A 26,281-nucleotide genomic window follows, 5' to 3' on the forward strand; every position below is an offset into this window, starting at 1 on the left:
TTTGATGATTGAATTCGCAGCCTTGGGGTTGTCCTTGCTCGCACTGGTGCTGGCCCTCTACGGGGTCCTGGGGCACCGTCGTCGCCAGCGAGAGTCCGAGGCCAGGATGGAGGCGCTGCAGGGGCAGCTGGAGAGCCTGCGCAAGCAGATGATGGAGCTGCACACCGGCGCCATCGGCATGGGCCAGCGTCTGCAGAGCGCAGAGGGCGCCATGCAGAAGATCCAGGACAGCCAGCAGGAGCTCACCCTGCAGGATCCGGAGCGCCGCCTCTACAGCCGCGCCGCCAAGATGGTGGAGCTCGGCGCCGATCTCGACGAGGTGATGAGCGAGTGCGAGCTGCCCCAGGCCGAGGCGGAGCTGCTCATCTCCCTGCGCAAGGGGCGAAGCTGATCCCGGTGCCGTGGCGCGGGGGCAAAGGCGCTCCCGCATCCCCCGAGTTGATGACTCGAGCCGGGAGGGGTTGTCGCCCTTTCCCCCTGCATAGCGCGCCTGACACGGGCGCGATCTTCCCCACAAATCTTGTTGATTATCGGCATCTTTGAAAAGACGCCTCCGGATCCTGTGTTAAGATGCAGGCCGCCTCATTTTCAACGATTCAATCCTCATGCTGCTTCAAGCGAACAATCTGAGCTGCGTACGTGAAGATCGCACCCTGTTTGAACATCTCTCCTTCGCGGTGCGCTCCGGGGATCTGATGCAGATTGAGGGGCCCAACGGGGTGGGCAAGACCAGCCTGTTGCGCCTGCTGACCGGCCTCTCCCAGCCCTTCGCCGGGGAGGTGTGCTGGAACGGCGAGGATATCCGCCGCTGCCGGGACGAGTACCATGCCAGCCTGCTCTATCTGGGCCATCAGCCCGGCGTCAAGGCGACCCTGACTCCCCTCGAGAACCTCTCCTTCTACCAGAAGCTGCACGGCACGGCCGGGGGCGACGTGGATCTCTGGCAGGTGCTGGCCCAGGTCGGCCTCGCCGGTTTCGAGGATTATCCCGCGGGCCAGCTCTCCGCTGGGCAACAGCGGCGGGTGGCGCTGGCCAGGCTCTGGCTGAGCGACCAGCCGGCGCTCTGGATCCTGGACGAGCCCTTCACTGCCATCGACAAGCAGGGGGTCCGGGTGCTGGAGCGGCTGTTCCTGACCCACGCGGATCGGGGGGGCATGGTGCTTCTCACCACCCACCAGGATCTCACCCTGATGCAGGGGCGCCTCAAGACCCTCTCCCTGTCCTCGCCGTTGCAGGAGTAGCCCATGCTGCGTGCCGTCATACACCTTATTCACCGTGAATTGCTGATGGCCCTGCGCCAGCGGGCCGAGATCTTCAATCCGCTCTGGTTCTTCCTGATCGTCATCACCCTCTTTCCCCTCGGCGTCGGGCCCGAGCCCCAGCTGCTGGCCCGTATCGCCCCCGGCATCATCTGGGTGGCCGCCCTGCTGGCGGCCATGCTCTCCCTGGAGCGGCTGTTTCGCGATGACTTCAGCGACGGCGCCCTGGAGCAGATGATGTTGATGCCCCATCCGCTCGGGCTGCTGGCCCTGGCCAAAGTGATCGCTCACTGGTTGCTGACGGGGCTGCCGCTGCTGCTGATATCCCCCTTGCTCGCCATCCTGCTCTCTCTGGACCTGAAGACCTATCTGGCCGTGGTGGCCACTCTGGCGCTGGGAACCCCGGTGCTGAGCCTGCTCGGGGCGGTCGGGGTGGCGCTGACGGCGGGGCTGCGCAAGGGCGGGGTGCTGCTCAGCCTGCTGTTGCTGCCGCTCTATATCCCGGTGCTGATTTTCGCCACCTCCGCCATCGAGGCGGCGAGCATGGGGTTGCCCTACGCCGGGCAGATCGCAATCCTGGGAGCCATGCTGGCGGGGGCCCTGACCCTGACCCCCCTGGCCATATCGGCGGCGCTGCGGGTCAGCGTCAACTGATTAATTTGTTGAAAGGTCTTTTTTGAGGCCGTTTATTGGGTGATATTGTTGAGATAGATCAAGGGGATGGCTGCTTATTGCTTTCGGGGGATATGATGTTTTTCCCCCATGGGTATGGTAGGCACCGCCGCTTAAGAATTAATAACTGAAAGGTTCTGTGAGCTATGTGGAAATGGTTGCACCCTTATGCCAAACCCGAGCGCGCCTATGCGCTGGCTGGTACCCTGCTGCCCTGGTTTGCCGCGACAAGTCTGCTCGCCTTCATCATAGGCACCGTCTGGGGGCTGGCTTTTGCCCCCGCTGACTACCAGCAGGGAGACTCTTTCAGGATCATCTACATCCACGTGCCCTCCGCCATCCTCTCCATGGGGGCCTACTCCACCATGGCGGTGGCGGCCTTCATCGGCCTGGTGTGGCAGCTGCGCATGGCGGACATGACGGTGGCGGCCATCGCCCCGGTGGGCGCCGTGTTCACCTTCATCGCGCTCTTTACCGGCGCCGCCTGGGGCAAGCCCATGTGGGGCACCTGGTGGGTGTGGGACGCGCGTCTCACCTCGGAGCTCATCCTGCTGTTCCTCTATCTCGGTGTCATCGCCCTCTACAACGCCTTCAGCGACAAGGTGGTGGCGGGCCGCGCCGCCGGCATCCTGGCGCTGGTGGGGGTGATCAACCTGCCCATCATCCACTACTCGGTGGAGTGGTGGAACACCCTGCACCAGGGCGCCACCATCACCAAGTTTGACAAGCCTTCCATCTCCCCCGAGATGTTGTGGCCGCTGCTGATCATGATCCTGGCGTTTGCCGCCTTCCTGGGAGCCCTGACCCTGATGCGTTTTCGCAATGAGCTCCTGATGCGGGAGTGGCACCGCCCCTGGGTCGCCGACATCGCCAGGCAGGAGAAGTAAGCATGCACTTTGCCTCGTTCAGTGATTTCATGGCCATGGGGGGCTACGCCTTCTACGTCTGGCTCTCCTTCGGTCTGACCGTGCTCTGCCTGGTCGGCATCGTCATTTCTACCCGGTTGAAGACCCGCAGCCTGATGGGCGAACTGCGCAACAAGCAGGCGCGGGAGGCCCGCCGCAAGGCGGCCCAGCAGATGGAGAACACCCTATGAACCCGCGCCGCAAGAAACGCCTCACCATCATACTGGCCATCAGCCTGGGCCTCGCCAGCGTGATCGGCCTGGTGCTCTACGCCCTCAGCCAGAATATCGACCTCTTCTACACGCCGAGCGAGCTGGTGGAGGGCAAGGGGCCGGACAAGATCAAGCCGGAAGAGGGGCAGCGCCTGCGCATCGGCGGCCTGGTGGTGCCGGGGTCTGTGGTGCGGGATCCCCAGAGCCTCAAGGTCTCCTTCAAGCTGGTGGACAACGGCGGCCACATGGTCACGGTGGAATTTGACGGCATCCTGCCGGATCTGTTCCGCGAGGGGCAGGGCATCGTTGCCCAGGGCAGCCTCAAGGATGCCAGCACCGTCAGCGCGTTCGAAGTGCTGGCCAAACACGACGAGAACTACATGCCGCCGGAAGTGGCGGATGCCACCAACGGCATGCACTTCAAGCCCGAGTACACAGAGGTGCAGCTGAAGGGGGCCAAGCAATGAGTCCCGTCCATCTCCCCCGTTTCACCGCTGGCCCGGCCGGCGTCTGCGTGTCATCGAAAGGAAATAGCCAATGATCCCGGAATTAGGGCAGTTTTCACTGATCCTGGCCTTCGCCACCGCCCTGCTGCTGGGGAGTTACCCGCTGATTGGAGCCCATCTCGGCCGCCTCGGCATGATGTCGGCGGCCCGGCCGCTCGCCTATAGCCAGTTCCTGCTGCTGCTGCTGTCGTTCTTCTGCCTCACCTGGGCCTTTATCGACAACGACTTCACCGTGCAGTACGTGGCCACCAACTCCAACAGCCTGCTGCCGCTGCAGTACCGCATCTCTGCGGTGTGGGGGGCCCACGAGGGGTCCCTGCTACTCTGGGTACTGACCCTGGGGGGCTGGACCGCGGCCGTCGCCCTGTTCAGCCGCCGCCTGCCGCTGGATGCGGTGGCGCGGGTGCTGGGGGTGCTCGGCCTCATCTCCGTGGGGTTCACCGCCTTCGTGCTGTTTACCTCGGATCCCTTCACCCGCACTCTGCCGTACTTCCCGGTGGACGGGCGTGATCTCAACCCCCTGCTGCAGGATCCCGGCCTCATCTTCCACCCGCCCATGCTCTACATGGGCTATGTGGGCTTCTCTGTGGCCTTCGCCTTTGCCATTGCCTCCCTGATGACGGGGCGGCTCGACGCCACCTGGGCGCGCTGGTCCCGTCCCTGGACCATGGCGGCCTGGGTCTTCCTGACCCTGGGCATAGTGCTTGGCTCCTGGTGGGCCTATTACGAGCTCGGCTGGGGCGGCTGGTGGTTCTGGGATCCGGTGGAAAACGCCTCCTTCATGCCCTGGCTGGCAGGCACGGCCCTGCTCCATTCCCTCGCGGTGAGCGAGAAGCGCGCCACCTTCAAGGCCTGGACCGTGCTGCTGGCGCTCTCGGCGTTCTCCCTGAGCCTGCTTGGCACCTTCCTGGTGCGCTCCGGCGTGCTGGTGTCGGTCCATGCGTTTGCCTCCGACCCGACCCGGGGTCTCTTCATCCTGGGCTTCCTGCTGGCGGTGATCGGCAGCTCGCTCCTGCTGTTTGCCTTCAAGGGCTCCCAGGTCAAGAGCCACGGCAAGCACGAGCTGTGGAGCCGGGAGACCCTGCTGCTTGGCAACAATATCCTCTTGGTGGCGGGCCTGCTCACCGTGCTGCTCGGCACCCTGTTGCCCCTGGTACACAAGGAGCTGGGGCTCGGCAGCATCTCCATCGGCACCCCCTTCTTCAACCACATCTACAGCTGGCTCATCATCCCCTTCGCCGTGTTGCTGGGGGTGGGCCCCCTGTTCCGCTGGCGTCGGCAGGAGCTGGGTGAGCTCAAGGGCAAGGTGATCCTCGCCCTGGTGCTGAGCCTGGCCGCCGCTTTCCTGCTGCCGCTCGCCTTCGCGGAAGACTTCAAGCCCTGGGCCGCGCTCGGCATCGGCCTCGGGACCTGGATCATCGTCACCAGCGTGCAGGAGACCTGGGTGCGCGCCACCCACAAGCACGGCTTCGCCACCGGGGTGCGCAAGCTTGGCAACAGCCACTGGGCCATGATCCTGGGCCACGTGGGGCTCGCGGTCAGCATCATCGGCATCGCCTGCACCCAGAACTACAGTATCGAGAAGGACTTGCGCATGCAGGCCGGCGACCGTGTCCAGTTTGCGGACTACGAGTTCGTGTTCACCGGCATTGCCGAGAAGGACGGCCCCAACTATGAGGGCTTCAAGGGCGTGCTGGAAGTGCACCGGGATGGCAAGCAGGTGGCCCTGCTCAAGCCCGAGAAGCGGATGTATACCGTCAGCCGGATGCCGATGACCGAGGCTGCCATCGACGCCGGTCTCACCCGGGATCTCTACGCCGCGCTCGGCGAGCAGCTCGACAACGGCGCCTGGGCGGTGCGGATCTACTACAAACCCTTCGTGCGCTGGATCTGGTTCGGCGGCGTCTTCATGGCCATCGGCGGTGTGCTGGCCATGCTGGACAAGCGCTACCGGTTCGGCCGTCGTGACGAGGAGGCCAAGGCATGAACAAGAAGACCTGGCTCTATCTGCTGCCCTTCATCATCTTCCTGCTGGGGGCCCTGTTCCTGTTCAAGGGGCTCTACTCCGATCCCACCAAGCTCGAATCCGTGATGGTGGACAAGGAGGTGCCCGTGTTCACCCTGCAGGATATCTACGATCTCGACAAGCAGCACGACAGGAGCATCCTCAAGGGGCGCCCCATGCTGCTCAACGTCTGGGCCACCTGGTGCCCGACCTGCTACGGGGAACACACCTACCTCAAGGAGCTGGCGGGGCAGGGGATCTACATCGTCGGCATGAACTACAAGGATGAGCGGGACAAGGCCATCAAGTGGCTGGCGGAGCTCGGCAACCCCTACCAGATCAACCTCTATGACCCCGACGGCATGCTGGGGCTGGATCTGGGGGTCTATGGCGCGCCCGAGACCTTCTTCATCGACAGCCAGGGCATCATCCGCTATCGCCACGTGGGGGACGTGAACCCGGAAGTCTGGGCCAGCACCCTCAAACCCATCTTCGATGCCATGAAGTGAGGCCTCCCCGATGAAAACACTGATCGCATCCCTGTTGCTGCTGGCGGGCCTGTTCGGCGCCGGCCAGGCCAGCGCCGCCATCGATGTCTACACCTTCGACAGCGACGCCCAGGAGCAGACCTTTCGCGAGCTGACCAAGGAGCTGCGCTGCCCCAAGTGCCAGAACCAGGACATCGCGGACTCCAACGCCGGACTCGCCAAGGATCTGCGGGACAAGACCTACCAGATGGTGCGGGAAGGCAAGGACAAGCAGGAAGTGGTGGACTACATGGTGGCCCGCTACGGCAACTTCATCCTCTATGATCCCCCCCTGATGGCCTCGACCCTGATCCTCTGGCTCGGCCCCCTGCTGGTCATCGTCATCGGCGCCGTCACCGTGGTGGTACGCAGTCGCCGCCATGCCCCCGTCACCGCACAACAGCCTGAAGGCGCCCTGAGCGCAGAGGAGCAGGCACGGCTTTCCGCCCTGCTCAAAGAGGAAGAGAAACCATGACCCCATTCTGGATACTGGGTGCCGCCCTGCTGGTGCTGGCAAGCCTGGCGCTGATCGTGCCGCTCTGGCGCGGCGAGGGCCGGCAGAGCATCAGCCGCTCGGCCCTCAACAAGCAGCTCTATCGCCAGCGCCTGCTGGAGATTGGCGAGGAGCGTGAACAGGGCGTCCTGGCGGAGGATCCTGAGTCTTTGGTGGAGCTGCAGCGCAGCCTGCTGGACGACATCCCCGACGTGGAGCAGAGCGCCCGTGGCGGCAAGAGCCTGATCTGGATCCCCGGGGTGCTGGTGCTCGCGGCAGTGAGCATCGGCCTCTACGCCAAGCTCGGCGCCTGGCAGGAAGTGAGCCGCTGGCAGGATGCCAGCAGCCGGCTGGGAGAGCTCAGCAACCTCATCCTGGTGGAGCGGGACGCCCAGGTGACCGAGCAGGATCTGCTGGACTTCACCCTGGGGCTGCGCACCCGACTGAAAGAGGAACCGAACGACTATCGTGGCTGGCTGCTGCTGGGTCGCCTGACCCTGGATGGCAATGACCCCGAGATGGCCCGCGAGGCGCTGGAGCGTGCCTATGCCCTCGCGCCCCAGAAGGCCATGGTGGCGGTGCCCTATGCCCAGGCCCTGATGATGACGGGAGAGGAGGCCAGGGCGGATCAGCTGTTGCAGGCCATCATCGCCGAGGATCCGGCCAACATCGAGGCCCGTTCCGTCCACGCCTTCATGGCGCTGCAAAAAGAGGACTTCCAGACCGCCCTCGCTCGCTGGCAGGCCATGCTGCCGCTGCTGGAGAAGGGCTCGACCCGTCACACCATGGTGGAGCGCTCCATCGACTATGCGAAGCAGCAACTGCGTCAGCGCGGACTGGCGGTGAACGCCGCCCCTGCCGCACAGGAAGGGGAGGCGCCTGCCCAGGCGCAGGAGGCCCAAGCAGAGGAGGCCCAGGTGCTGGCGATGAAGGAGGGGGAGTACCCCCTGCGCGTCACCCTGGCGCCGGGTATTCAGCTGCCTGAGGATGCCCACCTGTTCGTCTTTGCGGTGATCCCGAACGGCCCGCCCATGCCCATCGCGGTCAAGCGTATCCCGGGTCCGCACTTCCCGCTCACCCTCTCCCTGGGTGACGGGGACGCCATGATGGAGGGCAGCAAGCTGGCAGCCCATGCCGAACTGCAGTTCAAGGCGCGCCTCTCCCGCGGCGGCAACGTCATGAACAAGGAAGGGGCGTTTGAAGGAGTCTCCGTCACCGTGCCGACAGGCACTCTTCCTGCAGCGCCGATTGACATCCGCATCGATCACGCCCTCTAATACGCTTTTGGTCCGCCCGGAAGGGGCGGGCCATCATATAATTCATACCAATACCCAATAAAAATCTTAGGACTTTCATATGTATCTGCGTTCAGGAGCATTGGCGGTGGCATTGCTGCTTGGAGGCTGTGCGGGCGGCCCTCCCAAGGCGGGCCCAGAGAGCCTGAATATCGGCGAAACCCCCAGCCATCCCGGAGCAACCAGCACGGCCAGCGACCCCCGTGACCCCTTCCAGGGGGCGAACCGGGCCATGTGGGCCGTCAACTACGACGTACTGGAGCCCTATGTGGCCCGTCCCGTGGTGCACGGCTATGCCCGCTATGTCCCGCAAGGGATGAGGGACAGCATCGAGAATTTCGTGGACAACTTCGACGAGCCGAGCAGCATGGTGAACCACCTGCTGGTGGGTGACCTGAAAGGGGCCGGCACCAACCTGGGCCGTTTCACCCTCAACACCACAGTGGGTCTGCTGGGTCTGTTCGACGTGGCCAGGCATGCGGGCCTCGAGCGCAACATGCTGGAGATGGACACCGTGCTCGGCAAGGCCGACATCGGGGATGGCGCCTATCTGATGATGCCGGTCTACGGCCCGACCACGACCCGGGAGCTGGTGGGGGATACCATCGATACCCTCTACTTCCCCTATGCCCTGCTGACCTTCCCGCTGCGGGTGGTGCACTGGGCGCTGGACGGCCTCGGCACGCGCTCCAAGCTCATCGATCAGGAGCGGATCATCGACAATGCCCTGGATCCGTATGCCCTGACCAAGGATTTCTACCTGCAGTACAACGACGGCAAGGTGACGGGTCGCAAGCCCGAGCTTCAGGAGCAGAAGCCGCAAGAGGATGAAGGCAACCTGGACGACTATATGGACGAGATTGACCAGTAGGAGGCCTCCCCGGTTCGACGAGGCGCCTGCGGGCGCCTTCTTCATGGACGGGAAACGTCGCCTATAAAAAAACGCCCCGCAAGTGCGGGGCGTTTTGGCAAGAGCGCTGTGCTATCAGGCAGCCAGGTTCTTGGCCACGAATTCCCAGTTGACCAGGGCCCAGAAGGTTTCCATGTACTTCGGACGCAGATTGCGGAAATCGATGTAGTAGGCGTGTTCCCACAGGTCGACGGTCAGCAGCGGAGTGGTACCGGCTTCGGTCAGCGGGCAGCCTGCGTTGGAGGTGTTGACGATGGCCAGGGAGCCGTCAGCCTTCTTCACCAGCCAGGTCCAGCTGGAGCCGAAGTTGCCGATGGCAGACTTGGTGAACGCATCCTTGAACTCGGCAAAGGAGCCGAACGCCTTGGTGATGGCATCGGCCAGGGCGCCGGTGGGCTCGCCACCGCCGTTCGGGGAGAGGCAGTGCCAGTAGAAGGTATGGTTCCAGATCTGGGCGGCGTTGTTGAACACACCGCCAGTGGAGGTCTTGATGATCTCTTCCAGAGACTTGCCTTCAAATTCGGTACCCGGCACCAGGTTGTTCAGGTTGACCACGTAGGTGTTGTGGTGCTTGCCGTGGTGGTATTCCAGGGTTTCCTGGGAGATGTGCGGTTCCAGAGCATTGATTGCATAGGGCAGAGCGGGAAGTTCGAAAGCCATTTTCTACTCTCCATTGGCTGGTCCGTGCGAAGGCGACGGTTGCAAGACATTGCGTACTCTTTTCTGTCTCGAAAAGAATTGTTCTTGAAATGAGGGGGCCAGGCGGCCCAAAGCCCGTCGATTGTAGCAGCATCAAAGATGGGCGAACAACTCTTGATTCTCGCCATGATCCGGATCAAGCTGCGTCGTATTGATGCATGACTTCTTTCGTTATGAACGGTTTGCCAGTTTGTGGTCTGCCCGGATTGCAGTAGAATGGCCGCCGAAATCGCTCCAGTGAGGCATTTATGGAAACTATCGAAAAGATCAAACAGCAGCTGGCTGAGAATCCCATCATCCTGTACATGAAGGGATCCCCCAAGCTTCCCAGCTGCGGTTTCTCTGCCCAGGCCTCCCAGGCCCTGATGTCCTGCGGCGAGCCCTTCGCCTACGTCGACATCCTGCAAAACCCGGACATCCGTGCCGAGCTGCCGAAATTCGCCAACTGGCCCACCTTCCCGCAGCTGTGGGTCGAGGGGGAGCTGGTCGGTGGCTGCGACATCATGATCGAGATGTTCCAGGCCGGCGAGCTGCAGACTCTGATCAAGGAAACTGCCGCCAAGCACAAGCAGGATGACGCTGCCGCCGAATAAGGCCGCCATCGCATCATGCAAAAAGGGGAGCCACTGGCTCCCCTTTTCTTATGTTGCAAGACGGCATCAGGCGATGCGTTCGAGGCGCGCCATGTAGAAGCCGTCGAAGCCGGTCTCTGCCGGGCTTACGGTGTGGTCGTCCAGCAGGCGGAAGTGCTCGTTGGCGGCGAGGAACTTGTCCACCTGCTGGCGGTTCTCCTCGGGCAGGATGGAGCAGGTCGCGTAGACCAGCATGCCGCCCACTTTCACCATCTGGCTGTAGCGCTGCAGGATCTCTTCCTGCAGGGCGACCAGCACCGGCAGACGCTCGGCGGTGTCGCGCCACTTGGCATCAGGGTTTCTTTTGAGAACGCCAAGGCCGGAGCAGGGCACGTCAAGCAGCACCCGATCCGCGCTCTCTTTCAGACGTTTGACGGTCTTGCTACTGGTGATGACACGGGTCTCCACGTTGTGGGCCCCGGCGCGGCGGGCGCGCTGCTTGAGGTTTTCGAGCTTCCACTCTTCCACGTCCATGGCCAGCAGGCGGCCCTTGCCCTGCATCATGGCGGCCAGGTGCAGGGTCTTGCCGCCAGCGCCGGCGCAGGCATCGATCACCCGCATGCCGGGTTTGACGTCGAGAGCGGCCGCCACCAGCTGGGAACCCGCATCCTGCTGCTCGAAGCAGCCATCGGCGAAGGCCTGGGTGCGGAACAGGGCGGCATCCGTGGTGACCTGCAAGGCGGTTTCCACGCCGTCGACGGGGACCGTGGTGACATGTTCCTTGGCCAGGATGGCCTGCAGCTCGTCCCGGGTGCACTTGAGGGTGTTGGTCCGCAGGTAGCGCTTGGGCATCCAGGCCAGGGCCGCACGCTCGGCAGGCCAGGCCTCACCCAGCTGCTCGCTGCCGAGTTTTTCCAGCCAGGCAGGGCAGCCATCCATCAGCACCGGGTTCTTCTTCGCCTCGGTCAGGCGGCGACGGAACGCCTCCTCGTTGAAGCGATCCAGGGTCGGGTGGTTCGGCTGGTCTATCTTGTGGAAGGCGTGCCAGCTGTGCAGCAGCGGCCAGACGTTCTTCTCGGCCTGACGAACCTGAATGCCGGTCAGGAAGCAGTAGAGGCTGAGGCGGCGCAGCAGATCGCCGGTGACCAGGGCAATCCTTGCCTGTTCTTGCGGTTTGAGTTCGATGCCGGAGAAGTGACGGGCATAGGCGCGGTCGAGGGTCAGACCCTGGGACAGGACATCGTCAACGATGGCAACGATCAGATCCCCGAAACGGGGCAACAGTGGGGACTTGAGCATGAGATTAACCTTGGCCAAAGAAAGGGTGAACCGGCCCCGTCGAAGAGGGGTTCTGGAACGGACAAATCCGCGCAATGATAGGGGCTAGTGTGTCTTGGTGCAACCTTCCCCATCCGGGGAATGTACAGTGGATCTTGCTGGACTAATCGGACCAGCAGACAAATGATGCCGTGGCAGTTCAGGCGAACGCATTTAAAAAGGAATAATAAGATGCATTTGATGAAATTTTCTCCGCTGGCCTTGCTGGTGGCCGGGTTGATGAGCTCTGGCAGTTTGCTGGCGGCGCAGTGGCAGACGGTGGCGGCACGGGCCACCGCCGCCGATGGTTACGAGGTGCGGGCGCATCAGTATCGCGTCGTTACCGCTCCCGCCGATGACCTGGCCGCCCTGAAGGAGGGGGAGCGTCGGCTGACCCTGCCGCTGCCGGACGGTCAGGAAGTCACCTTCAGCCTGCAGCCCTATGATCTGCTGCCAGCGGATCTGGCCGCCAAATACCCCGCTATCCAGACCTTCAAGGGGCATGACGAAGCCAATCCCGTCGAGACTGGCCGCTTCGATCTCGGTCCCCAGGGTTTCCACGCCATGTTCAGCCACCAGGGCAAGATGGTGTTCATCGATCCCCTGCGCAATGGTGAGGGCTATGCGGTCTATTACCAGCAGGATGCCCATAGCAGGCTGGAAGAGGAGGCGGACAAGGTCATCGGTGGCGAGGCCAAAAAGCTGGCCCGTCAGGTGCTGGTGGATGGCAACGAGCTCAAGCGTTATGTCATCGCCATCTCGGCGGCGGGGGAGTACACCCAGTTTCACGGGGGCACCGTCGAGGGGGCCCTTGGCGCTATCGCCACCCTGCTCAACCGGGTCAACGAGGTGTACCGGCGCGACGTCGCCGCCGAGTTCCAGCTGGCCAGCGGCAATGACACCATCATCTTCACCGACGCGGCCACGGATCCCTTCTTCAACGGTGATGATCCGTCCGGTTCGGGCCTGAACGACGTCGACGTCAACGTGGAGGTGCAGGCTGTGGCACAGACCATGGGGCTGGGGGCGTTCGATATCGGTCATGTGGTCAACACCGGGGGCGGCGGTTTGGCGGGGCTCGGCGTGCTCTGTACCGACGGGAAGTCGGCGGGGATGACCGGCTCCCCCAACCCGGTGGGAGACGCCTTCTTCATCGACTACGTGGCCCACGAGATCGGCCACCAGTTCGGTGCCGAGCACACCTTCAACGGCACCACCGGCAGCTGCGGCGGTGGCAACCGGGAGGCGAGCCAGGCCTGGGAGCCCGGCAGCGGCAGCTCCATCATGGCCTACGCGGGGATCTGCGGGGAAGAGGATCTGCAGGCCAACAGCGTGCCCTATTTCCACAGCAAGTCCATCGAGCAGATGCGGGCCCACATGGCCACGGTGTCGAGCTGTGGCACCACGCAGGCGCGCACCAACAATGCACCCCAGGTGGCGGCAGGCAACGACCATGTGATCCCGGCCAACACCCCCTTCGTGCTCAAGGGGAGCGGCACCGATCTGGATAACGACGCCCTGAGCTACACCTGGGAGCAGATCGATCTCGGCACCGAGTCCTTCAGCGTCGCCAGCATGGTGGACGACGGCTCTCGCCCGCTGTTCCGCTTTGTGGCGCCGACCAGCGTACCGGAGCGCACCCTGCCGAGCCTGCCCTCCCTGCTCACCAACACCCTGGCGAAGGGGGAGGCCTGGCCTGCCACCAACCGGGATCTCCATTTCCGCCTCACGGCGCGGGATGGCCAGGGGGGCGTCAGCAGTGACGACATCAAGGTGCAGGTGGTCGACACCGGCAAGGCCTTCGCCCTGACCAGCCCCCTGATCACACCGATTGCGGCGGGCCAGAAACAGACCATCGGCTGGGAAGTGGCGGGCACCAGTGCCGCCCCCATCAACTGCAGCAAGGTGGATCTCTTCATGACCCGGGACGAGGGGACGAACTGGACCCTGCTGGCCAGCGGCCAGCCCAACTCGGGCTCGGCGAGCGTCACCATCCCTGCCGGCAGCGACGGCACTGCCAGGTTGAAGGTGGCCTGCAGCGACAACCTCTTCTTCGCCATCAGCCCGGTCAAGCTGTCGGTGACCCAGCGGGTGGAAGAGAGCGGCGGCGGTGGCGGCGGCTCCCTCGGTTTCTGGGCGCTGGCTCTGGGCCTGCTGGGCTGGCAGCGGAGGCGGGCATGAGGCTGGCCAGCGTATTGCTGCTCACCCTGCTCGGCGGCTGTCAGGCCGACGCCGATACCCTGGATCAGGCGGTCAACGCCAGCCTGGACAAGCAGGATTACCGGCTCATCGTGCGGGCCGGGCGCGGCGAAGTTGCCCCCGGTATCGGGGCAGACGAGCAGGCTTCGGCCAAGGCGCGCTGTGGCGTGCGCTATCTCGAAGGGTTCGGCGATGCGATCAAGCCGGACCAGAAGGAGGCGCATGCCAAGTTGAGTGCCTATGCGGCGCAATACAACCAGCGCATGCTGGCCCATTGTCCGCCCGAGGGCGGCAAACCCTAGGCATTGTTGTCCTGTGGTAGGAAAAGGGAGGCTGATGCCTCCCTTTGTCTTTGCCGCCATTTGGCCGAGACGAGGCTTGTACCCATGGCGTGCTCGTCGCACAATGCCCCCCACGCATCGCCGCACGGGCGGCAAAGAGAGAAGGAAAATCAAGATGATGGATGTGGCTGATCTGCGTCGTGAATACACCAGAGGCGGATTGCACCGGGCCGATCTGCCGGCCGAGCCCCTCGCGCTGTTCGAGAAGTGGCTGGCCCAGGCGTGCGAAGCCAGGCTGACCGATCCCACCGCCATGGTGGTGGCCACCGTGGACGCTGACGGACAGCCCTGGCAGCGTACCGTGCTGCTCAAGCACTACGATGCCCAGGGCATGGTCTTCTACACCAACATGGGCAGCCGCAAGGCGCACCAGCTAGAGGGCAATCCCCGCATCAGCCTGCTCTTCCCCTGGCATACCCTCGATCGCCAGGTCCATGTCACCGGTCGGGTGGAGAAGCTCGGCCCCCTCGAGGTGATGAAGTATTTCCACAGCCGTCCCAAGGACAGCCAGATTGCCGCCTGGGTCTCCAAGCAGTCCAGCCGCATCTCGGCCCGCGGCGTGCTGGAAGCCAAGTTCCTCAAACTCAAGCAGAAGTTTGCCAGTGGCGAGGTGCCGCTGCCGAGCTTCTGGGGCGGTTTCAGGGTGAAGATCGACACCGTGGAGTTCTGGCAGGGGGGGGAGCATCGCCTGCACGATCGCTTCTACTACACCCGCGAAGGGGAAGGGTGGCACATCGAGCGGTTGGCTCCCTGATGCAGGTCGCCAGGCTCTTCCTGGAAGAGCCGCTGTGGATTGGGGCGCGGTTGAGCGCCGGGTCTGTGCCATGGTCCCTGACCCGCACTCTGTGATAGTCAGGTTTTTTGCCACCGCCGACCTCTCGTTGCCACAGGGGGATGCATGGTTCTGTTGATCGAGGGGGCGCTCTGGCGACCTCACTGGCAGGGGGCGCTGCTGGACTGGCAGCGCCAGGGGCATCGCTGGTGCTTGCTGCTCGGCAAGAGGGAGGTGCCAGCACCGTGGGTGGCCTGCCCGCCGGACGAGATCCTCTCGGCCAGCGCCCTGCTCAGCGCCTGGCTCGGGGATGCGGCATTCCCCGTGATGACGGCGGATCCCAGCCAACAGATCCTGATCGCCGCCTCCGGCGCCCTGCTGACCCTGGCCAGGGAGCACGGCCTGCTCACCCTGGGGCCCGCAGGAGCCGACCACCCACTGAGATCCGATGATGACCTTGGGCACGTCCTGCAACGCCTGCTCGCCCGGCGCCTGACCACGCCTGTGCTGCGTGACGCCGGCACCCAGGATTCTCCGGCGCTGGTGCTGCGACCCCTGCAGCCCGGCGATGAGAGCGCCATCCTGTGCTATTGCTCGGACGAGGCGATCGCCCGCTATACCCTCAATATCCCCCATCCCTATCCGCCGGAGAGTGCCCGGGACTGGCTCGCCATGAGCGGGCGCAAGACGGCCCTGGGGCTGGGGCGAACCTGGGCTTTGACCCTGCCGGAGGGGGAGGAATCGGCCCCGCTGATCGGGGCCATCTCCCTGCACTGGCACGGGGAGCTGGCCTGGTGGCTGGGCGTGCCCTGGCAGCGCAGGGGGCTGGCCACCCGGGCCGGGCACCTGGTCAGGCAGTTTGCCTTCGAGCAGTTGCACCTGCCTGCCCTGACCGCCCGCCACATGCCGGGCAACCTTGCCTCCGGCCGGGTGATGGTCAGGCTTGGCATGCACCATTGCGGGCGCTGGCCCGACTCGGTGCGAGAAGCCATCGAGCTCGATCACTGGCGGCTGGACAGGGCCCCCTCCCTGCCGACGGATCTGATGGCAAGGCTGGCCCCCTTGCTTGCGGACGAGCAGGTGGTGGTGGCCATACTGCACGACGAGAGCGGCGGGGACGCGGCCCTGGCGCTCTTCATGGCAGGGAAGGTCACGGAGGGTGAGCAGACGCCGTGCGGGCTCAGGGTGCGTCGCTATCCCTTTACCAGGCTGGAGCCGGACGCCCCCGCAATGCCGGAACATGGGGGCGGCGTACTGCTCAAGGAGCAGGGAAGGCTCGGCCTTGCCTATCTGCTGCGCTGTGCCGGCCAACCGGGAGGCCTGTGAGGGGCGGGTGGCGGAGAGAGCTGTCAGGGCGCGGGTGCTAGTGATTTTCCTGAGTCCGTCCTCCCATTTTCAGACAATGGCACTCAAGTGGCGGGCAATTTCTGTGAAATAATGGCCGCCCTGCTGTACGAGGAGTAACGCTGTATGTTGAGAACCGAGCGTCCCGGCGACATGTTGCCAGTCTATGAGCTGGTGAGTGCCGCCTTTGGTCGTCCCGACGAGGCCGAGCTGGTCAACCGCCTGCGCGAGTGTGGGGCCGCCGTGGTTACCATGGTCGAAGAGGAAGAGTACGAGTTCATGGGGCACCTGATGCTGAGCCCGATCACCATTGCCGGGCAGGAAGGGCCCTGGCTCGGGCTGGCCCCGGTGGCCGTTCATCCCGACTGGCAGGGGCAGGGCATCGGCTCGGATCTGGTACGAGAGGGGCTGGACACGGCGCTGGAGATGGACTGGAAGGCGGTGGTGGTGCTCGGCGATCCCGCATACTACCGCCGTTTCGGATTCAGGCCCGCGAGCGACTTCGGGCTGCACTGCATCTACGAGGTGCCCGCCGACTGTTTCATGGCGATGGAGCTGCAACCTGGCGGCCTCGATGGCGTGCGCGGCGAGGTGCTCTATCACCCCTTGTTTGACGAGCTGGAAGAAGAGCCGGCATCGGACGAGTGAACAAGAAGGTGATGAAACGATGCCGCCCCCAGGGGCGGCATCTGTTTTTATGGCCGGTGGATACACGCCACGGGGCTTAAATGGACTGCTGCTTGGCCTCGTACATCGCCTTGTCGGCCGCCCCGATGAGTTGTTCGGCCGTGAGGAAACTCTCGTTGCCGGTCACGCAGATGCCGATGCTGATGGAGTACTCGGGGTAGGAGGTGCTGAAGGCCGCCTCGATGCGATCGCTGATGTGCAGGGCGGTGGCCTTGCTGGCCTCGGGCAGGATGACACAGAACTCGTCCCCTCCGATCCGGCAGGGGAAGTCCGTGTTGCGGCAGCTATCCGAGATGGCCCGCCCCAGGGTCTGCAGGACTTCATCCCCCTTGGCATGGCCAAAGGTGTCATTGATGAACTTGAACTTGTTGACGTCGATGTAGATCACCGACAGGTAGGTCTTGCGACGGACGGCTGTATTGAGCTCGCGAACGATGGCGCGCAGCATGGCCCGCTTGTTGTAAAGCTCGGTGAGGGGATCGCGCTCCGCATGGGCACTCAGGATCTTGGACTTCTCCTCCAGCTCGCGGGCATAGGCTTCCATCCGTTTCTTGGCATTCTCGACGGCGCTGAGCAGGGTGCCGATATAGGTATCAAACACCAGCGCAGTGTCGAAGCTGATGAGCTTGTCGAGGGCGCGCAACACCTGCGGCAACTCTGCCTGATCGGGCATGTGGGCGATCAGCACGTCTTCCACCAGATATTTGAGAGTGCAGCTGGCGGAGAGGTAGAGCTTGGGTTCCACACCGATCCGCTTGTGCACCAGGCCGATGCGCAGTCGGCTGTTGACATAGGTGTGATCGTAGTGGCCGGAGAAGAGATCCTGAATGTAGCGTCGCTGGGCACTGCGCAGTCGCCGCAGGGTGTCGGAGTCGCCGATCAGCAGGGCAATCTCATCAAACTCCGTCTGTTTCTCGTAAAACTTCTCGACGATGCTGTCGAGATGCTGCTCGATGATGGGCTGCTGCTGCGCGAGAAGATCCAGCTCGGCCTGGGTCAGCTTGAAGAGATCCATCCTGTGCTGGATCTCGACCTCATTGATGTTGAATTGCTCAAGCAATGTTTTCTCAATCAACATGGTTACCTCATGTCTCCGGGCCGGGTGCCGGGGGATGGCGATTATCGTCTTCTTCTGGTCATTGCCTGGTGGAAGCCGGCGTCCACCGACGCCCATGGTCCTGCGAAATGTGTCGAATGAAGCAGCACACTAATACTATCTAGCTGTTTTTATTAAAAAACAATATGCCGTATGAGGAATGTGTCCCCGGGGGAGCACAAGTCATGTACTTGTCAATTCTCCTCGCCTTGTCTTGCAGAAGCGGCGTGCCCCCTTCTGCTACTGTCAATCGAGCCTCTTGCCTGGCAACACGCCATGACAAGAAGGGTCTGCCGCCGTCCTGCTTGTCAGCCCCAAGGCGACAGGATAGGGGACCCGGGTGCGCCGGGCCTCACCACGGATCACTGCGCCAGCGACTTGAGCTGCTGCTTGGTGGGCGGGTTGTCCCAGTCGATGGGGCCGTGTGTGAAGCGGTACTGCAACCTTGGCAGGCTGAGCTCCAGCCACTCCTCCCGGAAGTAGGCATAGCCCAGATCCCAGTCAGGATCGTTGGCCCAGCCGGTCTGCAGGAAGTGAAGCCGGGTGCCCTGGCCTTCCGGCACGAAGCGCAAGCTGACCTGGGTCTTCTGCTGGCGGATATGGGGGAAACTCGGGGGGAAATTCCAGCTGAAACTCAACAGATCATGGGGCATGACCGCCATCACGCGGCACCCTTCGCTGCCACGCTCCCCCAGGGGGGCGTCGGGTCTGAAATAGATTTCGAACGGTCCATTGGGTTCCGGCACCATGAGGCACTCCGGTGCCAGGAAGCTGCGCAGGCCGCTCTCCGTGGTCCAGGCATGCCAGACATCGTCAATGTGGGCGGGTATCAGAATACTGCCTTCTATCTGCTTGTTATCCATAAATCAATGAACCTCAAACCAGCCAAGGACGGGACTTGGGCAGTATAGCCCCTCGGATGAGAAAATAGGCAGCCCTGTGTCACAGGGTTTTGTCTTCAATAGGCTCCCTGCTGCCGAGTTGACACCACGGCGGGATCCATCGAGAGTGGGAAAGCGTGACGACCCACTTCAAGGATGGCTTCATGATCCGAATGATGAGAGATGCAGACGAACCCCTGCTGGCGCAACTGTTTCTGAAAGGACGGCGCCAGGCTTTTCACTGGGTCGATCCCTCCCTGTTCCGGCTGGAAGATTTTGCCGAGCAGACCCGGGGCGAGCAGATCTGGGTGGTGGAGAAGGGGGGTAATCCCTGTGGCTTTGTCTCCATCTGGGGGGCCGAGAGCTTCGTGCATCACCTCTATGTGGTGGCGGACTGGCACGGACAGGGCATGGGGCGTGCCTTGCTGGCGACGGGCTTGGCCGGATACCCGTCCCCCGCGTCACTCAAGGTGGCCACGCGCAACACGACGGCGATGGCCTTCTATCACCGTCTGGGCTGGGAAAACACGGAGGAGACCGGCCACTGCGAGATCACCGGGCCCTGGCGCAGACTGGTCCTGATGCCCGATGCCGAAGGGGAATGAGCCGCTGACCTGCTGCGGCAACCGGCACACCGCGCATTAACCTCCTGCCCGGGCGGGACATAAAAAAGCCACTTCGCGGGAAGTGACTCTACAGGACATCCGGGGTAGGGTCAGGCTCTGATGGCGCATTGCCGCGCCTGACCCCCGCTGGCGGTAGCCTGCCTAGCCTTGACCCAGGGTGTCCTCGCGCCGTCGCCTACTCGGCGTCAGTACCTCCCCTTTCTCACACCGGCTTGATGTTCTGGTTCATGCGAAAGAAGTTGGCGGGATCGTACTTCTTCTTGAGCGCCACCAGGCGATCGTAGGTCGCACCGTAGGCGAAGGAGATGCGATCCGTCTCGTCCTGGGTCAGGAAGTTGATGTAGGCGCCGCTGCTGGCAAAGGGCTGTGACGCGGCGAAAAATTCGCGCGCCCAGGCGATGCAATGGGCATCCTCGCCGGCCGACTCCCAGCGGCCGTGCACGTTCATCACATAGTGGGCATCCCGGCTCGAGTAGGCCATCGCCTCAGGGGAGACGCGGGCCGTCTGGCCACCGATCGTGCCGATGAAGATCTCGCACTGGGGTGAGGGCAACTTGCCGGCGTACTCGATGATGGCGTCAATGGCGCCGTCGCTCAGCCGCGCAAAGTTGTGCGACTTCCAGTAGTTGCGTGCCCCCTTCGTCAGGAGGGGATCGAACGCCTGTTGCCAGGCGACGTATGGCTGCACCCCGACGTGTTCGCCTAGCACGGTGCCGAACCCGCGCAGCGGTGCGATCAGCTTTTCGCCCTCCTTGGGATCCCCCGCGTAACACAGGGCGAGGGCGACCATCTCCTTGCCGTGTGCCTCGGCGGGCAGGAAGGGGAGGGGCGGCGCCTTGCGCGTGACCATCCAGACGCTGAGTTCATCCGGCATGGTCTCGGTGAAGCGGGCGAACTGCATGATCACGGACTTCGCCTGGTCGAATGGATAGACGATTAGCCCGCTCAGCACATCCGGCCCGACGGGATGGAGCTGGAACTCGAAGCGGGTGACGATACCGAAGTTGCCGCCTCCACCGCGCAGCCCCCAAAAGAGATCCGCGTGCTCCGCATCGCTGGCGTGCAACAGGCTGCCATCGGCGGTGACGACCTCGGCGGCGATCAGATTGTCGATGGTCATGCCGAACTTGCGGCTCAGCCAGCCAAAGCCTCCGCCGAGGGTCAGGCCGGCTACCCCTGTGGTGGAGTTGATGCCCAGCGGCGTGGCGAGGCTGTGGCGTTGGGCGGCCGCATCCACATCGGCCAGGGTGCAGCCTGGCCCGACGCTGGCCCGGCGGGTTGCCGGGTCCACCTGCACGCCGTTCATCGGCGAGAGATCTATCATCAGGCCGTCGTCGCACACGGCATTGCCCGCGATGTTGTGTCCGCCCCCCCGGATGGAGACGAGGAGGTTGTGCTTGTGGGCGAACGTGACGGCCTGCACGACATCGCCGGTGGACGTGCAGCGGGCGATGAGCGAAGGTCGACGGTCTATCATGGCATTCCAGATCTGGCGCACATCGTCGTAACCTGTGTCGTCAGAACGCAGTACGTCACCCTGGAAGTGCGCTTTGAGCGCCTGGATATCTGCATCTTGTAACGGTTTCATGGCACTGCCCTTTTTGTGTACACCTGACCACTGATTATGGTGCGATTCACCAAGGGTGCTTATGAGGCGGGGGCGTGTTTGGCCCATCAGTAGCGAATGGCGCCAGTGCCTGAGTCGTTCAACTAGGTGCTGTTCATGTTCTGATGGCGGTTGTGCCAGATGGATTCACTGTGGGTGGTCTCTAGAGCGTGAGCATCCAGTAGTGACAGCGGGTGGCATCGAGGAATGTATGGAGGTGAGTGTCCCGGTCTGGACATTTTCCTGTGCGTTTTGTGAGGCGGAAAATGTCCGTTGTAAACGTGCTGGATATAAAAAGGGCTATCTCTTGCGAGGTGGCCTTTTCCAAACGTGTGATGTTGGGGGATGTTGAACCAGACGGTTACTTATTTGATTTAAAATAGAAATCGCCAATTCAGAAAATTTTAGTATGCCTAACCGTATGCCTAACATCAGCGCTTCTACAGAAGAGTGCCCATCTGGGCTGGAATGGCCCGTAGTGATTAGCTGTTGTGGGGAATAACCCCTGCCTTTCCAGAAGGCCGAAGATAATCACTCTTCGCTAGAGATGATGCTCTCTGTTGTATCAGCTCCTCGTTTGGAAAAAATGCCCCGTCCAAAACTTGCCAATCAGACGAACCTTCAGGCGGTCGCTACCTCGCCACCGGCAGGTCCTCCCAGCGGGTGGTGTAACAGGGGCTCAAGTGCTCTTGTCGCATCATCCGCTTGGGTGACCCCGTGCCCTGACTGGCAAAGCCTACGCGCCCCAATCCCTTGGCTTTGATCTGGTCCATCACTGCCATCAGCGCATCCGACTGAGCGGAGGACGGGGCAAACAGATCGGCCTGTTGCTGCCCCTTGGGGGTGAATTCACTCAACATGACCCCGCCTTTCTGATAGCGATGGCCGTCACGCCAAATCTGCGGTAGCACTACGTTTACTTGCTGCAGCAGTAACCGGGTGTCATCGCTAGGGCAGGCCAGCCGAACGCCAGCCTGCTCACTGTAGTAAGGTGCTCGTTCGTCAAAGGGGCTGGTACGCACGAACAGGTGCACCCGCTGGCAACACATCCCCTCTGCCCGCAGCTTCTCGGCAGCGCGAGCCATAAAGCCTGACAACGCTTTGGCCATTTCCCCACGGTCAGTCACTCGCTCACCAAAGGAACGGCTCGAGAGGATCTGCTGCTTCGCCACCGGTTCAACGGTCAGTTCCGCGCAAGGCAGGCCACGCAGCTCCTGTACGATCCGCTCGACTACCACGCCGTATTGGGCGCGTAACCCTTTGGCATCGCTAGCCACCAGGTCGGCCACGGTGTTGATGCCTTGAGCCACCAGCTTGGCCCCCAAGCGCCGCCCTATACCCCACACCTCATCCACCGGGGTGATGGCCATCAGCCGGGCACGGCGCAGCTCGTCACGCAAGTCCACGACGCCGCCTGTGGCAGGCCACTTCTTGGCGGCATAGTTGGCCAGCTTGGCGAGGGTCTTGGTGGGGCCGATCCCGACCCCTACCGTTAGGCCGGTCCACTGCCACACTCGCTGCCGGATCTGTTGCCCATACGCTGTCAGATCCCCGGCAAACGACTCCGACAGTGACAGGAATGCTTCATCGATGGAGTAGACCTCCAGCTCGGGGGCCATGGTCTCCAACGTGCTCATCACTCGGCCCGACATATCGCCATAGAGCGCGTAGTTGGAGCTGAACGCAACACCGCCATACGCCTCGAACTGCTCGCGGATCTTGAAGTAGGGCCCGGCCATCTTGATACCCATCGCCTTGGCCTCGGGGCTGCGCGACACCACACACCCATCGTTGTTGGAAAGCACCACGACCGGGCGGCCACGCAACTCAGGGCGAAACAGCCGCTCACAGCTGGCGTAGAAGTTGTTTACATCAACGAGCGCTATGGCCATCACGCTGCCTCAGATTGCCAATCACATGGGTGACCACCCCGAACAGCTCCAGGGAGAAGCTCATGCAAGGGTCGATAGGCGCGAACGCCGGATTGGCTGGCAGCAGCCGCAGCCTCGGCTTGAGCTGCAAGGTTTTGACCGTGAAGCCGCCATCGAGCAGTGCAATCACCACATCACCATGGCGCGGGGTCAAGCTCTTATCGACCACCAGCAAGTCACCGGGAAAGATGCCGACCCCGGTCATGCTCTCCCCCTCGGCACGCAGATAGAAGGTTGCAGCTGGGTGCGAGACGCAGTGAGTGTTGAGGTCCAATTTCCCTTCCTGATAGTCGCTGGCTGGGCTGGGAAAGCCGCAAGAGGCACGGTGCAAGTACAGCGGGATGGTCACCTCGGCGGGTGATAGGTCTGGGGTTAACAGCTTCATGGCTATAATACCTGTATTTATATACAGTCATTATGGCGCGCCACCTTTGAACCAGCGCAAGTCCCACATGCCACTGATGGCGTACCATGGCGCCAACAAATAACAAAGAGGCCAGTATGAGTCACGTTCTGTGTGCACTGGCGGATGTGCTTTTAAAAACAGACAAGCACGATGCGATATTTTAACTCTTGAGCAAATCTGCACTCCTGAGTTTGAAGAGATGCAACTTCCTGAATGACCTCAGTTTGAGGCTCTTGGGGTGTCTAAGAAAGTAGGGGGGATTCAGTACCGCTGAATTTAGTACTACAGCCCTTGTGGTACTCATAATGGCACTAAATGAGCTGGCTCCTTGCGACTCCCTCTGACTTTTTCGGACAACAAAAAACCCGCAAGACGTTGAATCTTGCGGGTTTTTGTACTTCTTCGTTCCCGGCCGGAACATTGTTTGGTGGAGCTGGGGGGATTTGAACCCCCGTCCAAAATTACTACATCCTTGGCACTACATGCTTAGTCACTCTTTACATTCGCCAACCCGCTGCGGAGAGACACGCCACGCATTGACTAGCTCGATTGGTTTTAATGCTTCCGCCCCGAGCAGGACTTCCACACGATCCTGTGAAGGATGACCTTCCAATTCCCTAGGACACAGGCAAGCTAGGGGAGAAGGGCTCTGCGCAGGTTATTAAGCTGCGAGTGCGTAGTTTTCGTCGTTTGCGACTATTTTTTTGCGGTTTATTAACGAGGCCTACCGCACCTCGGCATGCACCTTGGGTTTCGTGAATCTTGTCGAATCCAGAATCAGCCCCAAGTTGTTAAGAGGGATTGTACGCAAAAATGCTGTCATGGCAAGGCGTTGATGGCAATCGATCGGTCATGGCCATTCGACTGCTGATTTATTGGGCGCCAGAGGGATGGAGAACGCAAGCTGCGGGCCGGAAAAGAAAAAGTCCGGGCTGTGACCCGGACCTTGCTGGCTATCGGATTAGCCGCGGTTCTTGTTCTTCATGATGCGGGCTTTTTCCCGATCCCATTCGCGGGCTTTGGTGTCCTCGCGCTTGTCGTGTTCTTTCTTGCCCTTCACCAGGCCGATTTCGACCTTGACCCAGCACTGTTTCCAGTAGAGGGCGAGCGGCACGATTGTATAGCCCTGACGGGCGATCAGGCTTTCGAGCTTGTCGAGTTCACGACGGCTCAGCAGCAGTTTGCGGGTCCGGGTCGGGTCACACACCACGTGGCTGGAGGCTGCCTGCAGCGGCAGGAAGCTGGACCCGAACAGGTAGGCTTCGCCATCGCGGAAGATGACGTAGGCCTCGCTGATGTTGGCCTTGCCCGCCCGCAGGGATTTGACCTCCCACCCTTGCAGGGACAGGCCGGCCTCGATCTTCTCTTCGATGAAGTACTCGTGGCGCGCGGTTCTGTTGAGTGCAATGGTGTTGGACCCGGCTTTGTTTTTACTGTTCTTTTTGCTCATGACGGGCGATTTCCGGCAATGACTGGGAGGCTCGTATTATACGTAGGCGGGGACGGCTGTAAAACGCGCAGCGGCTCGAGTGGCCGCTTTCTGAACAGTTTGACCGAGGTTTTACCTCCAAAAGTGCGTTCATGGTGATAAAATCGGCCCGATTGATGAGGAAAACCCATGCCCCGTATTACTCGCAGTGCCCTGGTGATGTTCAGCGCGGAACAGATGTTCCGGCTGGTCAATGATGTTCACGCCTATCCCGAGTTTCTGCCCGGCTGTGTCGGCAGCCGCGTGCACGAGTCGGGGGAGGACTACATGATGGCCTCGGTCGACGTGGCCAAGGCGGGCATCGCCAAGACCTTCACCACGCGCAATCAGCTGGACGTCAACCGCACCATCAAGATGGAGCTGGTCGAGGGCCCCTTCAGCAAGCTGGCGGGGTGGTGGACCTTCACGCCCCTGGACGAGGACGCCTGCAAGGTGGAGTTCGATCTGGACTTCGAATTTACCTCCAAGCTCATCGAGCTGGCATTTGGCCAGATCTTCCGTGAACTGGTGGGCTCCATGGTGCTCGCCTTCTCCAATCGCGCCAAGGTGGTGTACGGTGTCTGACCTGCTCAATATCGAAGTGGCCTATGCCTTGCCCGAGCGGCAAACTGTGCTCAGCCTGCGCGTCGCCCCGGGCACCAGCGTGCTGGCTGCCATCGAGGCGTCCGGCATAGTGCAGAAGCACCCGGAGATCGACCTGGCGGTCAACAAGTTCGGCGTCTACAGTCGCCCGGTCAAGGGAAGCGAGCCGGTACAGGACGGGGATCGCATCGAGATCTATCGCCCCCTCATCGCCGATCCCAAGGAGATGCGCAAGAAGCGGGCGGAGAAGGCCAAGGAGGAGGGGCGGGCCGATGTGGTCACCGGTGGGCGACCCGACGTCCACCGCAAGCGGGACGACGGCGAATCGGCCTGACGAAGGATGCAATGACAAGGGGCGCTGCGGCGCCCCTTGTTGATCTCTCCTGGTCATGACGCCGCCGAGGCTTGGCATTTACAGCGCAAGCAGGCGCTCGTTCTCCACGGTCTCGATGCCGCGCTCCTGCTGCGCCAGCAGTGCCATGGCGTGGGCCACCTGGCTGGCCTCTATGGCTCGCCAGCGCCGCAGGCGTCCACGCAGCAACGGCCTTATCAGCGGGTAGATGGCCTGGGTGATTTGTTCCGACAGGCGCGGTGGCTGGCGATCGCCCAGCAGCATGGCGGGGCGCAGGATGGCGAGCCGCTGCCACTCCTGTGCCAGCAGGGCCTGCTCCATCTCCCCCTTGGTGCGGGGGTAGAGGGCGAAGGAGCGGGGATTGGCCCCCAGGCTGGAGATGACCAGCAGGCGCCGACAGCCGTGGCGGCGGGCGAGGGCGGCGAAGGCCAGCACATAGTCGAGGTCGACCCGGCGAAAGGCCTCGGCGGAGCCTGCCTCCCTGCGGGTGGTGCCGAGGCAGCAGAAGGCGAGGTCGACGGGATGGGGCAGCTGCACGGCGTCCAGCGCGTCGAACGGGACCGGCAACCAGGTGCGATGGGGGGCGGGGTCACCGGG

The 26,281-nt window shown here is 62.6% G+C and carries 29 protein-coding genes and 1 other RNA gene; 20 read left to right on the forward strand and 10 right to left on the reverse strand.

What is annotated here, in order from left to right; all coding sequences use genetic code 11:
- The first annotated feature begins 4 nt into the window (after positions 1 to 4).
- From BN1136_RS10140 to BN1136_RS10190, 11 genes are all read left to right on the forward strand, one after another.
- Entirely contained in the window at positions 5 to 391 is a 387-nt protein-coding gene (locus BN1136_RS10140) for a DUF2802 domain-containing protein (protein WP_043761963.1), read from the forward strand.
- A 214-nt stretch (positions 392 to 605) separates the two neighbouring features.
- Positions 606 to 1,241, forward strand: a complete 636-nt coding sequence (gene ccmA, locus BN1136_RS10145; protein ID WP_043761960.1) for a cytochrome c biogenesis heme-transporting ATPase CcmA — start codon at positions 606 to 608, stop codon at positions 1,239 to 1,241.
- A 3-nt stretch (positions 1,242 to 1,244) separates the two neighbouring features.
- Positions 1,245 to 1,913, forward strand: coding sequence for a heme exporter protein CcmB (gene ccmB / locus BN1136_RS10150; RefSeq protein ID WP_043761958.1), 669 nt, complete (start codon positions 1,245 to 1,247; stop codon positions 1,911 to 1,913).
- Positions 1,914 to 2,077: 164 nt separating this feature from the next.
- On the forward strand, positions 2,078 to 2,818 hold the full coding sequence (locus tag BN1136_RS10155) for a heme ABC transporter permease (RefSeq protein WP_043808444.1): 741 nt from the start codon (positions 2,078 to 2,080) through the stop codon (positions 2,816 to 2,818).
- 2 nt (positions 2,819 to 2,820) lie between these two features.
- Positions 2,821 to 3,027 carry a heme exporter protein CcmD gene (gene ccmD / locus BN1136_RS10160; protein WP_043808445.1) on the forward strand — a complete coding sequence of 69 codons (207 nt, stop codon included), beginning with the start codon at positions 2,821 to 2,823 and terminating at the stop codon, positions 3,025 to 3,027.
- Complete coding sequence (gene ccmE / locus BN1136_RS10165) at positions 3,024 to 3,515, forward strand: cytochrome c maturation protein CcmE (protein WP_043808448.1); 492 nt, start codon at positions 3,024 to 3,026, stop codon at positions 3,513 to 3,515. Before ccmD ends, ccmE begins: the two co-directional genes overlap by 4 nt.
- 70 nt (positions 3,516 to 3,585) lie before the next feature.
- Positions 3,586 to 5,541 carry a heme lyase CcmF/NrfE family subunit gene (locus BN1136_RS10170; RefSeq protein ID WP_043808450.1) on the forward strand — a complete coding sequence of 652 codons (1,956 nt, stop codon included), beginning with the start codon at positions 3,586 to 3,588 and terminating at the stop codon, positions 5,539 to 5,541.
- Entirely contained in the window at positions 5,538 to 6,068 is a 531-nt protein-coding gene (locus BN1136_RS10175) for a DsbE family thiol:disulfide interchange protein (protein WP_043761950.1), read from the forward strand. The genes BN1136_RS10170 and BN1136_RS10175 overlap by 4 nt, the downstream gene beginning before the upstream one ends.
- A 10-nt stretch (positions 6,069 to 6,078) precedes the next feature.
- Positions 6,079 to 6,561 carry a cytochrome c-type biogenesis protein gene (locus tag BN1136_RS10180; protein ID WP_043761948.1) on the forward strand — a complete coding sequence of 161 codons (483 nt, stop codon included), beginning with the start codon at positions 6,079 to 6,081 and terminating at the stop codon, positions 6,559 to 6,561.
- Positions 6,558 to 7,856, forward strand: coding sequence for a c-type cytochrome biogenesis protein CcmI (gene ccmI, locus BN1136_RS10185; protein WP_043761946.1), 1,299 nt, complete (start codon positions 6,558 to 6,560; stop codon positions 7,854 to 7,856). The genes BN1136_RS10180 and ccmI overlap by 4 nt, the downstream gene beginning before the upstream one ends.
- A 79-nt stretch (positions 7,857 to 7,935) precedes the next feature.
- Positions 7,936 to 8,745: an MlaA family lipoprotein gene (locus BN1136_RS10190; RefSeq protein ID WP_043761945.1), complete on the forward strand. Its 810-nt coding sequence runs from the start codon at positions 7,936 to 7,938 to the stop codon at positions 8,743 to 8,745.
- Between the two features lie 114 nt (positions 8,746 to 8,859).
- On the opposite strand, the gene sodB is transcribed toward BN1136_RS10190, so the two are convergent.
- Positions 8,860 to 9,444 carry a superoxide dismutase [Fe] gene (sodB, locus tag BN1136_RS10195; protein WP_010673954.1) on the reverse strand — a complete coding sequence of 195 codons (585 nt, stop codon included), beginning with the start codon at positions 9,442 to 9,444 and terminating at the stop codon, positions 8,860 to 8,862.
- A 287-nt stretch (positions 9,445 to 9,731) separates the two neighbouring features.
- Between sodB and BN1136_RS10200 the strand changes: the two genes are divergently transcribed.
- Positions 9,732 to 10,076: a Grx4 family monothiol glutaredoxin gene (locus BN1136_RS10200; protein ID WP_010673955.1), complete on the forward strand. Its 345-nt coding sequence runs from the start codon at positions 9,732 to 9,734 to the stop codon at positions 10,074 to 10,076.
- 66 nt (positions 10,077 to 10,142) lie between these two features.
- Here BN1136_RS10200 and BN1136_RS10205 read toward each other — a convergent pair whose 3' ends face one another.
- The gene (locus BN1136_RS10205; RefSeq protein WP_043761943.1) at positions 10,143 to 11,354 is read right to left on the reverse strand and encodes an RsmB/NOP family class I SAM-dependent RNA methyltransferase; all 1,212 of its coding nucleotides are present in this window, start codon (positions 11,352 to 11,354) and stop codon (positions 10,143 to 10,145) included.
- Positions 11,355 to 11,564: 210 nt separating this feature from the next.
- Between BN1136_RS10205 and BN1136_RS10210 the strand changes: the two genes are divergently transcribed.
- The 5 genes from BN1136_RS10210 to BN1136_RS10230 all read left to right on the forward strand — a co-directional run bounded on the left by BN1136_RS10210 (position 11,565) and on the right by BN1136_RS10230 (position 16,676).
- A complete protein-coding gene (locus BN1136_RS10210; RefSeq protein ID WP_043808453.1) occupies positions 11,565 to 13,553 on the forward strand; it encodes a reprolysin-like metallopeptidase in 1,989 nt (662 codons plus the stop codon).
- Complete coding sequence (locus BN1136_RS10215; RefSeq protein WP_043761941.1) at positions 13,550 to 13,873, forward strand: hypothetical protein; 324 nt, start codon at positions 13,550 to 13,552, stop codon at positions 13,871 to 13,873. Before BN1136_RS10210 ends, BN1136_RS10215 begins: the two co-directional genes overlap by 4 nt.
- A 154-nt stretch (positions 13,874 to 14,027) precedes the next feature.
- Positions 14,028 to 14,666, forward strand: coding sequence for a pyridoxamine 5'-phosphate oxidase (gene pdxH / locus BN1136_RS10220; RefSeq protein ID WP_043761939.1), 639 nt, complete (start codon positions 14,028 to 14,030; stop codon positions 14,664 to 14,666).
- A 144-nt stretch (positions 14,667 to 14,810) separates the two neighbouring features.
- Positions 14,811 to 16,010, forward strand: coding sequence for a GNAT family N-acetyltransferase (locus BN1136_RS10225; protein ID WP_043761937.1), 1,200 nt, complete (start codon positions 14,811 to 14,813; stop codon positions 16,008 to 16,010).
- A gap of 144 nt (positions 16,011 to 16,154) precedes the next feature.
- Positions 16,155 to 16,676, forward strand: coding sequence for a GNAT family N-acetyltransferase (locus BN1136_RS10230; RefSeq protein WP_043761935.1), 522 nt, complete (start codon positions 16,155 to 16,157; stop codon positions 16,674 to 16,676).
- 76 nt (positions 16,677 to 16,752) lie between these two features.
- Here the strand turns inward: BN1136_RS10230 and BN1136_RS10235 are convergent, their stop codons facing one another.
- The gene (locus BN1136_RS10235) at positions 16,753 to 17,793 is read right to left on the reverse strand and encodes a GGDEF domain-containing protein (protein ID WP_043761934.1); all 1,041 of its coding nucleotides are present in this window, start codon (positions 17,791 to 17,793) and stop codon (positions 16,753 to 16,755) included.
- Positions 17,794 to 18,173: 380 nt separating this feature from the next.
- Positions 18,174 to 18,674, reverse strand: a complete 501-nt coding sequence (locus tag BN1136_RS10240; RefSeq protein ID WP_043761930.1) for an SRPBCC family protein — start codon at positions 18,672 to 18,674, stop codon at positions 18,174 to 18,176.
- Between the two features lie 182 nt (positions 18,675 to 18,856).
- On the opposite strand from BN1136_RS10240, the gene BN1136_RS10245 reads away from it, so the two are divergent.
- A complete protein-coding gene (locus tag BN1136_RS10245; RefSeq protein ID WP_043761929.1) occupies positions 18,857 to 19,297 on the forward strand; it encodes a GNAT family N-acetyltransferase in 441 nt (146 codons plus the stop codon).
- A 223-nt stretch (positions 19,298 to 19,520) separates the two neighbouring features.
- On the opposite strand, the gene BN1136_RS10250 is transcribed toward BN1136_RS10245, so the two are convergent.
- From BN1136_RS10250 to smpB, 5 genes are all read right to left on the reverse strand, one after another.
- The gene (locus tag BN1136_RS10250) at positions 19,521 to 20,906 is read right to left on the reverse strand and encodes an FAD-binding oxidoreductase (RefSeq protein WP_043761928.1); all 1,386 of its coding nucleotides are present in this window, start codon (positions 20,904 to 20,906) and stop codon (positions 19,521 to 19,523) included.
- A gap of 650 nt (positions 20,907 to 21,556) precedes the next feature.
- A complete protein-coding gene (gene umuC / locus BN1136_RS10255) occupies positions 21,557 to 22,816 on the reverse strand; it encodes a translesion error-prone DNA polymerase V subunit UmuC (protein ID WP_043761927.1) in 1,260 nt (419 codons plus the stop codon).
- Positions 22,797 to 23,240: a translesion error-prone DNA polymerase V autoproteolytic subunit gene (gene umuD / locus BN1136_RS10260; protein WP_043761926.1), complete on the reverse strand. Its 444-nt coding sequence runs from the start codon at positions 23,238 to 23,240 to the stop codon at positions 22,797 to 22,799. Before umuD ends, umuC begins: the two co-directional genes overlap by 20 nt.
- Positions 23,241 to 23,686: 446 nt before the next feature.
- Positions 23,687 to 24,046: a transfer-messenger RNA gene (gene ssrA / locus BN1136_RS19870) on the reverse strand.
- Between the two features lie 176 nt (positions 24,047 to 24,222).
- The gene (gene smpB, locus BN1136_RS10265) at positions 24,223 to 24,711 is read right to left on the reverse strand and encodes an SsrA-binding protein SmpB (RefSeq protein WP_017766150.1); all 489 of its coding nucleotides are present in this window, start codon (positions 24,709 to 24,711) and stop codon (positions 24,223 to 24,225) included.
- Between the two features lie 168 nt (positions 24,712 to 24,879).
- Between smpB and BN1136_RS10270 the strand changes: the two genes are divergently transcribed.
- On the forward strand, positions 24,880 to 25,314 hold the full coding sequence (locus BN1136_RS10270) for an SRPBCC family protein (protein ID WP_043761925.1): 435 nt from the start codon (positions 24,880 to 24,882) through the stop codon (positions 25,312 to 25,314).
- On the forward strand, positions 25,307 to 25,666 hold the full coding sequence (locus BN1136_RS10275; protein WP_043761924.1) for an RnfH family protein: 360 nt from the start codon (positions 25,307 to 25,309) through the stop codon (positions 25,664 to 25,666). Before BN1136_RS10270 ends, BN1136_RS10275 begins: the two co-directional genes overlap by 8 nt.
- Positions 25,667 to 25,744: 78 nt before the next feature.
- Here BN1136_RS10275 and BN1136_RS10280 read toward each other — a convergent pair.
- On the reverse strand, positions 25,745 to 26,281 hold a 537-nt coding region (locus BN1136_RS10280; RefSeq protein ID WP_043808455.1), incomplete at its 5' end, for a Rossmann-fold NAD(P)-binding domain-containing protein.

The organism is Aeromonas taiwanensis, assembly GCF_000820165.1.
Lineage (GTDB): Bacteria > Pseudomonadota > Gammaproteobacteria > Enterobacterales > Aeromonadaceae > Aeromonas > Aeromonas taiwanensis.